The organism is Pseudomonas sp. HN2-3 (assembly GCF_020691745.1).
In the GTDB taxonomy this organism is placed as follows: domain Bacteria; phylum Pseudomonadota; class Gammaproteobacteria; order Pseudomonadales; family Pseudomonadaceae; genus Aquipseudomonas; species Aquipseudomonas capeferrum.
In genome coordinates this window covers 2,822,007-2,835,344 of record NZ_CP085704.1, presented here as the reverse complement: position 1 = coordinate 2,835,344, position 13,338 = coordinate 2,822,007, and the positions used below count along the sequence as shown (strand labels likewise).

Here is a 13,338-nt window from a genome sequence, read left to right as displayed (position 1 = left end):
GGCAACAGCCGGGCGATGGGTATTCACAGCAACTGCCAGGTGTACACCAGGATCAGGCGGTTCTCATCGATATCACTGCGGTAGTTGGAGCGGGCCATGGCATTGCGCAGCCGGATCCCCAACCCTTTCAGCAGCCCGCTCTGCACCGCGTAGCCGATATCCAGGTCCCGCTCGCGGTCACGGCCCTCATAGCCCAGCCCGGTATCGACATTGTTGCCGGTGATATAACGCACCCCTGCCGTCAACCCGGGTACGCCCATGGCGGCGAAATTGTAGTCGTAGCGCAGCTGATAGGAGCGCTCGTCGGTATACGCGAACTCGTAGGTGGGGACCTCGTTACCCAACGGTGAGATGTTGGCGAATACCCGGGGGAACGGGCTGTCGCCGTAGATGCCCTGGTACCCCACATGCACGCTGTGCCCACCCTGCCGGGCGGTGAACAGCGAGAAGAAGGCCTGGTTGTCGATGGTGCCGAGCAGTGCGTCGCCGTCTTCGCGGGCGGTGAAGTACCCCAGGTTGGCACTCAGCACCCAGTCCCCCACGGGTTTGCTGTGCTTGAAGCCGACAAAACCTTGTTCGTAGATGTCTTCCAGTTGCCCGTACCACAGGCTGACACTGCTCTGGTTCGCATTGAACGCGTAGTCGCCGCCGACATAGTTGAACGCATCGCTTTGTGCCTGGCGCATCGGCACATGGCCGAGCATGGCGTTCATCTTGCCGTCGCCGCCTTCGTTGCGCAGGTGCGTGGACCGCAAATGCCCGCCCTGCAGGCTCAGGCCTTGCAGCTCGGACGTGCTTAGGCTCACGCCCTGGTAAGTCGGAGGTAACAGGCGGATATCGCTGAAGGTCAGCACCGGCAAGTTGGGTTGCAGCTCGCCAACACGCAGCTCGGTCTTCGACACCCTGGCCTTGAACGTCGGTGCCAGGCGGCTGTAGTCGTCTGCGGCGCGGCCATCGCCATGCACCGGCAGCAGGCCGGTATTGACCCGGTCAGGGCTGCTGTCGAGCTTGATGCCCAACAGGCCCAGGGCATCCACGCCAAAGCCGACCGTGCCGGGGGTGTACCCCGACTTGAAGTCGAGAATGAAGCCCTGGGCCCACTCCTCGGCCTTGGACTGCTGATTGGCCCCGACGATGTCCGAAAAGTCACGGCTGAAGTAGTAATTACGGGCGCTGAGGCTGGCTTTCGAATCCTCGAAGAAGCCGCCATCAGCGGCCAGCGCAGGTTGGCTGAGCAAGGTCAGGCCGATGGCAACGCAAGGGGTGTGGTTCATTCCGAAGCTCTCTTGATCTTGTTGTTATGGGTAAAGCGCTGGGAACACGGGGCTCATGGGGTACGGCGCAATACCTCGCTCGCTTGCGGCCGACGCAGCCTGAGCAGCGCATGCGCCAACAGGCCGAACAACAGCCCCCAGAACGCCGCCGACAGGCCAAGGAAAGACACCCCCGAGGCGGTGACCAGGAAGGTGAACAGGCCGGCATCGCGCTCCGTAGGCTCGGCCAGGCTGCGCGCCAGGGCTTCGCTGATCGCCCCGTACAGGGCAAGCCCGGCAAGGGCCGCGATCAATGCCGCAGGGAAGGCAGCAAACAGCGACATCAACGTGGCACCGGCAACCCCCAACAGCAGGTACAACACGCTGCCGGCGACGGCCGCGACATACCGCCGGCGCGGGTTTTCATGGGCCTCATGGCCGGTGCACAGGCTGGCGGTGACGGCTGCCAGGTTCAGGCCGTGGCAACCGAAAGGTGCCAGCAAGGCGCCGCCGATGGCGCTGGCACCGATCAAAGGGCTGGCCGGTGTGGCGTAGCCGGCGTTACGCAGCACCGCCATCCCTGGCATGAACTGCCCGGTCAGGGCCACCAGCACCAGTGGCAGCGCCAGGCTGAACACCGCCGCCAGGCTGAACTGCGGGGTAACCCACTGTGGCGAGGCCAGTTGCAGCACCAGGGCCTCACTGCGGAACGCGCCGCTGGCCACGGTGACGACGGCCCCTATACACAATACGGCGGCCACCGCATAACGCGGCTGAACCCTGCGCATCAGCACATAGGTAACGAACATCGCCAGTACCAGCAGCGGTTGCACGGGCAAGGCGCGGAACACCTCGGTGCCGAAACTGAACAGGATGCCCGCCTGCATGCCAGCGGCGATGGACCCGGGCAGGCGTGTGATGATGCGGTCGAAGGCCCCGCTGATGCCGATCAGCAGCAGGATCAGGTTCGCCACCAGGTAGGCCCCCACGGCCTGCTCCAGCCCTAGTGCCGGCAAGGCAGTCACCAACAGGGCCGAACCCGGGATCGACCAGGCGATCACCACCGGCACCCGATAGCGCAGGCTCAGCAATGCGCCGAGCACACCGCTGCCCATGGAAACGGCCCACACCCAGGACGACAGCTGGCCGTGAGGCATGTGCGCGGCCTCGGCGGCGTGGAAGATGATCACCAGCGGGCCGGCGTAGGAAATCATCGTCGCCAGGCAACCGGCGACGATGGCGGACAGCGAGCTGTCCTTGAACAGGGTTTTCATGGCACCTCTCGCAAGGCTTGGGGCGGGTGTGTGGATCAGGCCTCTTGCAAGGCCTGTGATCTTGCTAGGCCTGCGCAGCCGTAGCCAGGCCATGCCGCCGGCCACTGGCCAGGTGCACGGCCATGGCCATCGCAGCAATTGCGCCAGGGATGGCGAACGCGATGAAATTGAGTTGCAGCGGCAGGTTGATGCCCATCAGTGCGCCCCCCAGCAGCGGGCCGACGATGGCGCCGTTGCGGCCGATCCCCGAGGCCCAGCCAAGGCCGGTGGAGCGTACCGACAGGCCGTACATCTGCGCCGCGCCGGCGTACAGCAGTATTTGCGTGCCGATGGTGGTGGCGCCGGCGATGAAGATCAGCAGGTACAGCACCGGCATCGGGCTGTTCACGCCCAGCAAGCTGATCGACAGTGCCGCAGCGATGAAGAAGCCGACCTTGACCTTCACCAGGTTGTAGCGGTCGCCCAACCAGCCCCCCAGAATAGCCCCGGCCATGCCGCCAAAGTTCAGCACCAGCAGGAACGACAGGCTCGAACCCAGGCTGTAACCTGCGTTGGCCATCAGTTTTGGCAGCCACGAGCTGAGTGCGTAGACCATCAGCAGGCAGCAGAAAAACGCCAGCCACAGGGCCAGGGTGCGCACGGCAAGGCCGTTGCGAAACAGCTCCACGACAGCGTTGCCGCCGCCCTTGCGGTCCGTTGCCTGCAGCGTGTCGCCAGGCTGTATGTCGCAAGCGGGGTCGAGCTTCTTGAGCAGTGCGCGGGCTTCATCGGTGCGCCCTTGGCGTACCAGAAAACCAATGGATTCTGGCAGGTAGTAGAGAATCACCGGCAACAGCAACAGGGGTACGGCTGCGGCGAAGAACATCGACTCCCAACCGAAACGCGGCAACATGAAGATACCGACGCCTGCCGAAAGCATGCCGCCCATCGAGTAGCCACTGAACATGATCGCCACCAGCGTGCTGCGCAGGCGTTTTGGCGCATATTCGTTCATCAGTGCCACGGCGTTGGGCATCAACCCACCGCAGCCCAGGCCGGCGATAAAGCGGTAGATGCCAAACTCGCTGGGGCTGCTGGCGAAGCCGTTGAGGATGGTTGCCGTGGAAAACAGGGCAAAGCACAGGGCGATGCCCTTCTTGCGCCCGATCCGGTCGGCCAGGCTGCCGAATACCAGGGCGCCGAACATCATCCCGAACAACGCGTAGCTGCCCAAGGCGCCGGCCTGCAGTGGCGTCAGCCCCCACTCCTTCATGATCACCGGCAACACCACGCCGTAGATGAACAAGTCATAACCGTCGAAGATCAGCAACAGGCCGCACCAGGCCATGACCATCCAGTGGAAGGGTGTGAAGCGCGCGTTATCGATGATCGGGTGTACGTCAAGGGTTCGCATGGCAGCTGTCTCTATTGTTTTTGTTGTGGAAGAAAACCTTTGCCTTAGGGTGTGGCTCAGCCGAGGTCGCCGCCCCCTACCGGCAGGGTCACACCGGTGATGTAGGAGGCCTCGTCGGAGGCCAGGAAGAGGATTGCGCCAACCTGCTCGTCGATGCTGCCGTAGCGGTGCATCAGGCTGCTGTCGAGGGTCTGGTCGACGATTTGCTGGTACCAGGCCTTTTCCTGCTCGCTCTGCTCGGCGCTGTTGCGTGGCACCCGCCGCGGCGGCGCCTCGGTGCCGCCAGGGGCGGTGGCATTGACGCGGATACCGCGGCCGGCGGTTTCGAAGGCCAGGCAGGCGGTCAGTGCGTTCACGCCGCCTTTGGCCGCGCCGTAGGGCACGCGGTTGACGCCACGGGTGGCGATGGACGAAACGTTGACGATGGCCCCTGCCCCCCGTTCCAGCATGTAGGGCAAGGCGGCGTGGCAGCACCATAAGGTCGGGAACAGTGAGCGGCGCACTTCGGCCTCGATCTGTTCCACTTCATAGTGTTCGAAGGGCTTGGCCCAAATGGTCCCGCCGACGTTGTTGACCAGGATGTCGAGGCGCCCGAAGGCCTCGACTGCAGCGGCCATGACCCGTGCACAATCGCTGTGCTGCTCGAGGTCGGCGGTGAGGGTCAGCATGCCCTGCCCGGCCAGTTCGTGCACCAGCTCGGAACGGTCCACCGCCACCACTTGCGCGCCTTCGGCCTTCAGCCGCCAGCACACCCCTCGGCCAATGCCCTGGGCAGCACCGGTGACCAGGGCGACTTTATCGTGAAATCTTGTCGTCATCTGAAACGCTCCATATTGATGCTGTCTGTGTGGGAGCGGCAGCCCCCACGAACGCTCAGGCCGCAGCCGCCGCGAACTTCTCGTAGTAGAAGTTCACCGGCGTAATCCCCTGCTCACGCACGTACTGGCTGACCGCCTCGACCATCGGCGGCGGCCCGCACAGGTACACATCCACATCGCCGTCGTTGAGGTGGCGCGGCTCGATGTGCTGGGTGACGTAACCCTTCTGCGGATGCTGGCTGTCAGGGTTGGCCACGCAGGCACTGAAGGTGAAGTTGGGGATGCGCGCCGCCAAGGCCTGCAGGCGGTCCAGTTCGACCAGGTCGAAGTCGTTGGTCACCCCGTAGATCAGGTGCAGCGGGTGTTCGCTGCCCTGCTCGGCGATCTTCTCCAGCATCGCGGTGAACGGTGCCAGCCCGGTACCACCGGCCAGCAGCAACAGCGGCCGCTGGATCGGCCGCAGGTAGAAGCTGCCCAGCGGCCCTGCCAGGCTCATGCTGTCGCCGGCCTTGGCCAGGCTGGTAAGGAAACTGCTCATCAGTCCGCCGGGTACGTTACGGATCAGGAAGCTGACTTCGCCGTCCTTTTGCAGCGAGCTGAACGAGTAGGCACGGCTCTGCTCGCTGCCCGGCACCTTGAGGTTGACGTACTGCCCCGGCAGAAACGCCAGCCGGCTCAACGCCTCGCCTTTGATAGACAGGGCAATGGTGCTCGCCGACAACTGGCGCACATCGCTGATGGCGGCCTCGAAGCTGGCCTGCTCGGTCTTGCACAGTTGCGAAGACGCCGGGATGCGTAGCACGCAGTCGGCTTCGGCGCGCATCTGGCAGGTCAGCACGTAGCCTTCGGCGATTTCGTCCTCGTTCAGGGCGTCTTCGATGAAGTTGTCGCCCAGGTCGTAACGCCCGGCTTCGGCCTTGCACTTGCAGGTGCCGCAGGCGCCGTCGCGGCAGTCCAGCGGGATGTTGATGCCCTGGCGATAGGCAGCGTCGGCCACGGTTTCATGGCCATCGGCCTCGATGAAGCGGGTCACCCCGTCTTCGAAATTCAGTGCGATCTGGAAGCTCATGTAGCACCTCGCGGGCGAGCGTCGCCACGGCGCGCCAAGCGGCACACCGAGCGGCTCGCGTTACCTCGGATCAGATGTGGTAGATGTCGATGACCTGGCGCACGTAGTCGTTCTTCAGCACCACCTTCTTGGCCTGGATCAGCGGTTGCTCGCCGCGCAGGTCAAGGGTGTAGAAGCTGCTGCCGAAGTAGCTGTCGGTGGTCTTGTAGCGAAAGCTCAGGGTGTGCCAGTTGAAGCGCACCTGGCAGTAGCCCTCGCCTTGCTCGACGATCTCGATGTTGCTGATGTTGTGCGAGGTGCGGGTATCCGGCACGGTCGCACTGGAGCGCTCGGTCTTGATGCGGAACACCCGGTCCTCGAGGCCGCCACGGTTGCCGTACCAGATCAGCGATATCTCGCTTTGCGGGTCGGTGGTGAGGCGGTCGTCATCGTCCCAGGCCGGCATCCAGAAGCTGGCATCGGCGGCATACAGCTCCAGCCACTGGTCCCACTGGGCATCGTCCAGGAAGCGCGCTTCGCGGTAGAGGAAGTCGCGCACGGTTTCGTAGAGGCTCATTGCACGGCCTCCACGGGGATCAGTTGCTGGTCATCCTTGAGCGCCTGGATCATGGTGTCCTGCCAGTACTTGTGCTGCAGCACGAACAGGCCTTCGTCCTCGGTGCGCACACCCGACAGCAGCGGTTTGAGCTCGATTTCGCGGGCCGCCTCGTCGGCGCCTTCGACCCAGTGTGCAGCGCCGCGGGACATGTCGTTCCAGCCGGTACCGCCGCCGTAGCCGGTCTGGCACGAGCGGAACTCTTCCAGGTCGTCCGGGGTGGCCATGCCACTGACGTTGAAGAAGTCCTCGTACTGGCGGATGCGCTTGGCGCGGGCATCGGTGCTTTCGCCTTTGGGCGCAATGCAGTAGATGGTGATTTCGGTCTTGTTCACCGAAATCGGCCGGGCAATGCGGATCTGCGAACTGAACTGGTCCATCAGGTACACGTTGGGGTACAGGCACAGGTTGCGCGAGTTTTCGATCATCCAGTCGGCGCGTGCCTGGCCGAAGTCGGCAACCAGCTCATCACGTCGCTCGAATGCCGGGCGGTCCTCGGGGTTGGCCCAACGGGTCCACAGCAGCAGGTGGCCGTGGTCGAAGGAATAGAAGCCCCCGCCTTGCTTGGCCCAGGCACCGGCGCTCATGGTCTTGATCTCGTCACCCGACTCGCGCTGTTTGCGCTGGTTCTGGGTGGCGGCGTAGTTCCAGTGCACGGAGCTGACGTGGTAGCCGTCGGCGCCGTTCTCGGCAGTGAGCTTCCAGTTGCCTTCGTAGATGTACGAACTGGCGCCGCGCAGCACTTCCAGGCCTTCAGGCGACTGGTCGACGATCATGTCGATGATCTTGGCCGACTCGCCAAGGTGCTCCACCAGCGGTTTGACATCGGCCTTCAGGCTGCCGAACAGGAAGCCCCGGTACGACTCGAAACGCGCGACCTTGGTCAGGTCGTGGGAGCCATCGCAATTGAAGCTGTCGGGGTAGCCGGCGTTGCTCGGGTCTTTGACCTTGAGCAGTTTGCCGCTGTTGTTGAAGGTCCAGCCGTGGAACGGGCAGGTGTAGCTGGCGCGGTTGCCGCGTTTGTGCCGGCACAGCATGGCACCACGGTGGCTGCAGGCATTGAGGAAGGCGTTGAGCACCCCGTCCTTGTTGCGCGCGATGAAGATCGGCTGGCGCCCCATGGTCAGGGTGAGGAAGTCGTTCTTTTCGGGGATCTGGCTTTCATGGGCCAGGTAGATCCAGTTGCCCTCGAAGATGTGTTTCATCTCCAGGTCGAACAGCCGTGGGTCGGTGAACATCTCGCGCTTGCAGCGGTAGATGCCCTGTTCACGGTCGTCCTCGAGCATGGCATTGAGGTAGTCGAATCCCAGGGACATGGCCAGGGTCTCCATTGTTATTGTTCAGACCATGTCAGGTTAGGGATCAAGGCGTGGTGGCAATATCCTTTTCGTGCAGAGTGCTATCCGCTTTGTGCACATCAACCGCGGTTGCGCAGCGTTACCGAGGGCAATACCCCATAGCGCTGCCGGTAGGTTTCCGAAAAGCGTCCCAAGTGCAGGAAGCCATAGTCCATGGCAAGCTCGGTCACACTCCTCACGCTGCAACTGGCATCGCTCAGGCATGCATGCACCCGCTCCAGCTTGCGCAGCCGCACATAATGTTTGGGCGTGGTACCTAGGTGCCGATCAAACAGCGCATACAGCGACCGCAAGCTCATGCAGGCCTGCTCTGCGAGCACCTCGGCTGACAGTTCAAGCTTCAGGTTGCGCTCGATGTAATCCAGTATCCGCTCCAGGCTCGCCGCCGGCGTATTCAGGCTTTCGCGCCGAATGTTGGTGCTCATCAAGGTCAGCAGTTTGCTCGCGACAATCTGGCTGTAGTGCCCCTGCACGCGGGGCAACGGCTCATTCACCTCGGCTTCATGGCAGACCATGGCCAGCAAGTTGACGAACCCGTCCAGCTCCTCCAACCGGTAATGGTTGCGCAAGAACCGCACGCCGCCATCAGGCCGCTGCCAGCGGTGCTCGTCACAGATCGAATCGAGCAACCGGGTCGGCACCTTGAGGATGAATTTCTCGCAGTCTTCCGAGTAGGTCAGGTCAACCGGGTCGTCGGGGTTGATCAGCAGCAGCTCGCCGGGCACCAGGTGATGCTCGCGCTGGTGCCCGCGCCACAGGCAGTTGCCGTTGAGCAGCACCTGCAGGTGGTAGATGGTTTCCAGCGCTGGCGAGGTGACGCGCACGCTACCGCCGTAGCTGATGCGGCACAGGTCGAGTTCGGCGAACTTGCGGTGGCTGAGGCTGGCCTGGGGATGGGTGGTGCGGGACAAGCCGATGCAATGCTGGCCCACGTGCTGGTTCACATAGTCGGACACAGCATAGGGGTCGGCGTGATGAAACACGCTACTGCGCTCGCTCAGCAGGCGGCTTTCCATAGGCAAGGCACTCGGTTTCGTTATTGTTCTGGGCGCCGCTCCCTACGGGCTTGTGGCCAGTGGTTGCGGTCGATCACGGTCATTCTATCGGGCTGGGCGCAGGGAATTGGGGCAGGCGACAGCCGGTGAATGGCCACACTTAAGCAAAAAGGCGGGGGTTGGGCAATGCGACGATTGGAATGGGCGTGCGGATAGCGGACAAGGCGTCAATGCTTAATGTTCGATTACCGAACACTATTATGCGCTCTGCTGCACCGCCCAGCCTTGGCTGCGCGCCCGGAACTGGCGCGGGGCGATGGCGAACAGCTCCCTAAAGCGCCGGTAGAAATGCGGAAAACTCACAAACCCACTAGCCACCGCCACCTCGGTCAGTGACTTGCTGGTGTGTTGCAGCAGCTGGCGTGCATGGGTCAGGCGCAGCTCCAGGTAATAGCGCGGCGGTGTCGCCTGCACGTGGCGGCGGAACAAGCGCTCCAGGTGACGACGCGACAACCCCGCATGCTCGGCGATTTCGTCGATGCCGATCGGGTCTTCGATATTGGCATGCATCAGCTCAAGGGCCAAACGTACACCCTTGGGCAGGCTCGGGTCGATTTCCGCTGCGCTGGCCGGCGCATCACTCATCACCCGCGCGCGGTCGCACGCCAGCATCTGCTCCACTGCCCGGCGCAATAGCGGGCCGCCGCTGTGTTCAAGCAACGCCAGCATCATGTCCAAGGCACTGCTGGCGCCCGCGCAGCTCAAACGCCGGCGGTCCAGGACATGGGCCTGGCGGCTGACCCGTACCTTGGGGAACAGCTCGCTCATCATCGCCCGGCCATCGGGGTGGAAGGCGCAGTCGTGATCATTGAGCAGGCCCGCCTCGGCCAGGAAGTAGGCGCCGTTCCACAAACCGCCGAGCTGGCAGCCATGCAGGTCGGCCTGGCGCAACTTGGCGCGCAGCAGCGGCGCGCTTTCCAGGCGCACCCGAAACCCACCGCACACCAACAGGCTGTCCAGGGCCAGCACATCCAGCTCAGCCAGTGGCGTGTTGACCGGCAAGGCGATGCCCAGGTCGCTCATGACCTGCGCCCCATCCCCTACCACCTGGATCTGAAACAGTGGCGTGGCGCTCATCAGGTTGGCGGTGACCAAGGTGTCCATGGCGGCGGTGAAGGCCATCATGGAGAAGTGCTCGCGCAGCACGAAGGCGACGCGTTGGCACGGCATCGACAGCGCGCTGCGGCCAGCCGCGTCCAGGTGGGCCAGGTTGGCGTTCTTGAGGGTGCTTTCGAAATGGCTCATGGTTTCAACTCTACTGCGAAAATCGCGGTGCCCTTCATCGCAGGTGAACCCGCGATGAAGCCAACACCGATGGACCAGGTTACTTGCTGGCCTGGGTCGCCGCTGCGCGCGACGCCTGCAGCCATTCATCGAACTGCTGGCGGTGCGCCGCCACCCACTCCTTGGCATGCCGGGTGATGTCGGCAGGCTTCTTCTCGCCCTGCTGCATCTTCAGGTTCTGCGCGCTCTCGTCAGCCGTGGTGATCTGCATCAGTGACAGGAACTTGGTGGCCGCCGGGTTCTCTTCGGCAAACTCCTTGTTCATCACAGCCTCGACCTTGTCGACCGCAAAGCCCAGGTTCTTGCCCTTGTACATCGTGTCGACCGCGTTGTTGCCATCGGGTAGATCGGTCTTCGGCACTTCCAGCCAGACCACATCCTTGTCCTCGACCAGCACGGTGGAAATCCACTGTGGCACCCAGGTGAAGTACAGGATCGGCTTGCCTTCCTTGTAGCGGGTGATGGTGTCGGCCATCAGCGCGAAGTACGAACCCTGGTCCACGTGCACGCTATCGCCCAGGTCGTAGGCCTTCATGTGGTGGGCGATGACCAGCTCGCAGCCCCAGCCGGGGTTGCAGCCGGTGAGGTTGGCCTTGCCATCGCCGTCGGTGTCGAACAACTTGGCGATCTCTGGCTTTTTAAGGTCGGTGATGGACTTGATGTGGTACTGCTCAGCGGTCTTCTTGTCGATCAGGTAGCCCTGCAGCACGCCTGGCATGATGTCGCCGGCCTTGACCATCACGTCATTGCCACCGGCCTGCTGGTAGAACTTGTCGTGCAGCTTGTCCCACAGGTGCACGGTGAAGTCGGCATCGCCGTTGGCCAGCGCCACCATCATCACGCCGTATTCGGTTTCCTTGGGTTCCTGGACCTTGTAGCCCAGTTCGCGCAGGCCCTCCATGGCCACCTCGCCACGGAAGCGCTCCTCGGCAATGGAGGGGAAGATCGGCGTCACCTTCACGCCTTCGCCCGGCTGGTCGGCCGAAGCGTTGGCGCACAGCGAGGCGATGATCAGGGCCAAGGCACTGGCGCCTTGCAGGATGCTGCGGGAAAACATGGATTCCAACATCGTCGCGTACCTTCTTGTGGTTTTTATAGCGTGTGCGGCAGTTCGAAATGGGGTTGTATCAGGCGGTCTTGCGCCGCCCTGCAGCTTGCCCTGCACCGCTCAGGCGCAGCACCACGCCCACCGGCCCGGTGTGGTACCAGCGCAGGCTCGGGTCGGCGCTGCTGCGCGCGCCCATGGCCTGGGTCAGGCGGTCGAGGAAGATCGCCAGCAGCACCAGCCCGACGCCACCGACCGTGGCCAGGCCCATGTCCAGCCGGCCGATGCCGCGCAGCACCATCTGGCCCAGGCCGCCGACCGAGATCATCGAGGCGATGACCACCATCGACAGCGACAGCATCAGGGTCTGGTTGAGCCCGGCCATGATGGTCGAGGTGGCCAGCGGCAGCTGCACCCGGGTCAGCATCTGCCGCGGCGTGCAGCCAAAGGCGCGGGCGGCTTCGATCTTGTCTTCCGGCACCTGGCGGATGCCCAGGTTGGTCAGGCGCACCAGCGGCGGCAGGGCAAACACGATGGTCACCAGCACGCCCGGCACGTTGCCGATGCCGAACAGCATCACTACCGGCACCAGGTAGACGAACGCCGGCAGCGTCTGCATGGCATCGAGCAGCGGGCGAATGATACTTTCCAGGCGGTTGCTGCGGGCGCAGACGATGCCCAGCGGAATACCGATCACCGCGCAGAAGAACACCGAGGTGAGCACCAGTGCCAGGGTGGTCATCGACTCCGACCAGACGCCAATCAAACCGAGCAGGGTCAGGGTGACAAAGCACAGCAGCGCCATGCGCTTGCCGGCCAGCTGCCAGCCGAGCAACGACGACAGCAGGATGCCAATGGTGGGTGGAATGCTCTGCAGGGTGAACTCGATGCCATTGAGCACCTGGTCGATCGGCCAGCGAATGGCGCGGAACACCTCGCGGAAGTTGTGCACAAGGAAGTTGAGGGTGGCGGTGACCCAGTCACCCAGGGGGATGGTGGCCGCCTGGAACGGGTCGAGCAGGCTGAATTCGGACATGGGACAACCTCGCGTAGGTTCAGTGGCGGCTCAGGGACTGCAACGGCGCGCTGTTTGCCAGGCTGGCGCACTGGCAGCGGCTATTGAAGGTCTTGAAGAACGCGCGCACATAGTCGTTGGCCGGCTGGTTGATCAGCGCTTGCGGCGTGCCGATCTGCACCACCCGTCCGCCCTCCATGATCGCGATGCGGTGGCCAATGCGGATAGCCTCCTCAATGTCGTGGGAAATGAAGATGATGGTGCGCTGCTGTTCGGCCTGCAGGCGCATCAGTTCGCCCTGCATCTCGCTGCGGATCAACGGGTCGAGGGCCGAGAACGCTTCGTCCATCAGCAGGATGGTCGGGTCGTTGGCCAGCGCCCGGGCCAGCCCCACCCGTTGTTGCATACCACCGGAAAGCTGGTGCGGGTAGCTGTGCTCGTGGCCGGCCAGGCCAACCTGGCTCAGCGCTTCGCGAGCACGGCTGTGGCGCTCGGCTTCGCCGACGCCGGCGATTTCCAGGCCAAAGGCCGTGTTCTGCAGCACGCTCATGTGCGGCATCAGGGCAAAGGACTGGAACACCATGCCCATTTCCTTGCGGCGCACATCAAGCAAGGCTTTATCGGACAGCCCGGTGATTTCACGGCCGTTGAGGTGGATGCTGCCAGAGGTGGGTTCGATCAGGCGGTTGAACAGCCGCACCATGGTCGACTTGCCCGAGCCTGACAGGCCCATGATGACGAAGATTTCGCCACGCTTGACGGAAAAGCTTGCATCGAACACGCCGACGACGTGGCCGGTCTTGCTGAAGATTTCGTTCTTGTCGGCGCCCTTGCGGAGCATCTCCATGGCCATGTTCGGGTTGGGGCCGAACACTTTGAAGATGTTGTTTACCGAAAGAATCTCATCGGCATGGCTCATACGACCCTCTTTATTATGCTTATAACCAATCTATCAACTTCGCACTTTCAATAAGGCGGGTAGATCAGTGCGAGTACGCTTGGCAGTCCGTTCAAAATCGAACGTGAGTCAAAACCGGCACGCAGAAAGTCCTGCTTCAAAAAGTTATTCGACATCGATGTCTCAATGTCGCGCCGGTATTTCACGTTATGCCTAGCTCCAGAGCGGGTCCAACGACATTTGCAGGGCGCTAACCATTACCTGAAGTTATCAATTGGGCG

12 protein-coding genes are annotated in these 13,338 nt (G+C 63.1%); all 12 read right to left on the bottom strand.

Annotation, left to right across the window (positions count from 1 at the left end; all coding sequences use genetic code 11):
- Window positions 1-23 precede the first annotated feature (23 nt).
- Entirely contained in the window at window positions 24-1,274 is a 1,251-nt protein-coding gene (locus tag LJX93_RS12745; protein WP_095064781.1) for an OprD family porin, read from the bottom strand.
- Between the two features lie 53 nt (window positions 1,275-1,327).
- A complete protein-coding gene (locus LJX93_RS12740) occupies window positions 1,328-2,527 on the bottom strand; it encodes a benzoate/H(+) symporter BenE family transporter (protein WP_033697725.1) in 1,200 nt (399 codons plus the stop codon).
- A 64-nt stretch (window positions 2,528-2,591) separates the two neighbouring features.
- On the bottom strand, window positions 2,592-3,920 hold the full coding sequence (locus LJX93_RS12735; RefSeq protein ID WP_227697259.1) for an MFS transporter: 1,329 nt from the start codon (window positions 3,918-3,920) through the stop codon (window positions 2,592-2,594).
- 56 nt (window positions 3,921-3,976) lie between these two features.
- On the bottom strand, window positions 3,977-4,738 hold the full coding sequence (locus tag LJX93_RS12730; RefSeq protein WP_227697258.1) for a 1,6-dihydroxycyclohexa-2,4-diene-1-carboxylate dehydrogenase: 762 nt from the start codon (window positions 4,736-4,738) through the stop codon (window positions 3,977-3,979).
- 55 nt (window positions 4,739-4,793) lie between these two features.
- On the bottom strand, window positions 4,794-5,807 hold the full coding sequence (benC, locus tag LJX93_RS12725; RefSeq protein ID WP_033697720.1) for a benzoate 1,2-dioxygenase electron transfer component BenC: 1,014 nt from the start codon (window positions 5,805-5,807) through the stop codon (window positions 4,794-4,796).
- Window positions 5,808-5,877: 70 nt separating this feature from the next.
- Window positions 5,878-6,363: a benzoate 1,2-dioxygenase small subunit gene (gene benB, locus LJX93_RS12720; RefSeq protein ID WP_033697718.1), complete on the bottom strand. Its 486-nt coding sequence runs from the start codon at window positions 6,361-6,363 to the stop codon at window positions 5,878-5,880.
- Entirely contained in the window at window positions 6,360-7,718 is a 1,359-nt protein-coding gene (gene benA / locus LJX93_RS12715) for a benzoate 1,2-dioxygenase large subunit (protein WP_047583601.1), read from the bottom strand. Before benA ends, benB begins: the two co-directional genes overlap by 4 nt.
- A gap of 101 nt (window positions 7,719-7,819) precedes the next feature.
- Window positions 7,820-8,776, bottom strand: a complete 957-nt coding sequence (locus tag LJX93_RS12710; protein ID WP_033697715.1) for a helix-turn-helix transcriptional regulator — start codon at window positions 8,774-8,776, stop codon at window positions 7,820-7,822.
- A 237-nt stretch (window positions 8,777-9,013) separates the two neighbouring features.
- On the bottom strand, window positions 9,014-10,060 hold the full coding sequence (locus LJX93_RS12705; protein ID WP_033697714.1) for a GlxA family transcriptional regulator: 1,047 nt from the start codon (window positions 10,058-10,060) through the stop codon (window positions 9,014-9,016).
- Window positions 10,061-10,139: 79 nt separating this feature from the next.
- Window positions 10,140-11,168 carry a glycine betaine/L-proline ABC transporter substrate-binding protein ProX gene (proX, locus tag LJX93_RS12700; RefSeq protein ID WP_033697712.1) on the bottom strand — a complete coding sequence of 343 codons (1,029 nt, stop codon included), beginning with the start codon at window positions 11,166-11,168 and terminating at the stop codon, window positions 10,140-10,142.
- Window positions 11,169-11,226: 58 nt separating this feature from the next.
- Complete coding sequence (proW, locus tag LJX93_RS12695; RefSeq protein ID WP_033697709.1) at window positions 11,227-12,180, bottom strand: glycine betaine/L-proline ABC transporter permease ProW; 954 nt, start codon at window positions 12,178-12,180, stop codon at window positions 11,227-11,229.
- A 19-nt stretch (window positions 12,181-12,199) separates the two neighbouring features.
- The gene (locus tag LJX93_RS12690; protein ID WP_271910504.1) at window positions 12,200-13,078 is read right to left on the bottom strand and encodes a quaternary amine ABC transporter ATP-binding protein; all 879 of its coding nucleotides are present in this window, start codon (window positions 13,076-13,078) and stop codon (window positions 12,200-12,202) included.
- Window positions 13,079-13,338 lie beyond the last annotated feature (260 nt).

Bases quoted from the DNA above. Each gene is read 5' to 3' on its own strand.
- LJX93_RS12745 (WP_095064781.1), bottom strand. From the start codon at position 1,274: ATGAACCACACCCCTTGCGTTGCCATCGGCCTGACCTTGCTCAGCCAA.
- LJX93_RS12740 (WP_033697725.1), bottom strand. From the start codon at position 2,527: ATGAAAACCCTGTTCAAGGACAGCTCGCTGTCCGCCATCGTCGCCGGT.
- LJX93_RS12735 (WP_227697259.1), bottom strand. From the start codon at position 3,920: ATGCGAACCCTTGACGTACACCCGATCATCGATAACGCGCGCTTCACA.
- LJX93_RS12730 (WP_227697258.1), bottom strand. From the start codon at position 4,738: ATGACGACAAGATTTCACGATAAAGTCGCCCTGGTCACCGGTGCTGCC.
- benC (WP_033697720.1), bottom strand. From the start codon at position 5,807: ATGAGCTTCCAGATCGCACTGAATTTCGAAGACGGGGTGACCCGCTTC.
- benB (WP_033697718.1), bottom strand. From the start codon at position 6,363: ATGAGCCTCTACGAAACCGTGCGCGACTTCCTCTACCGCGAAGCGCGC.
- benA (WP_047583601.1), bottom strand. From the start codon at position 7,718: ATGTCCCTGGGATTCGACTACCTCAATGCCATGCTCGAGGACGACCGT.
- LJX93_RS12710 (WP_033697715.1), bottom strand. From the start codon at position 8,776: ATGGAAAGCCGCCTGCTGAGCGAGCGCAGTAGCGTGTTTCATCACGCC.
- LJX93_RS12705 (WP_033697714.1), bottom strand. From the start codon at position 10,060: ATGAGCCATTTCGAAAGCACCCTCAAGAACGCCAACCTGGCCCACCTG.
- proX (WP_033697712.1), bottom strand. From the start codon at position 11,168: ATGTTGGAATCCATGTTTTCCCGCAGCATCCTGCAAGGCGCCAGTGCC.
- proW (WP_033697709.1), bottom strand. From the start codon at position 12,180: ATGTCCGAATTCAGCCTGCTCGACCCGTTCCAGGCGGCCACCATCCCC.
- LJX93_RS12690 (WP_271910504.1), bottom strand. From the start codon at position 13,078: ATGAGCCATGCCGATGAGATTCTTTCGGTAAACAACATCTTCAAAGTG.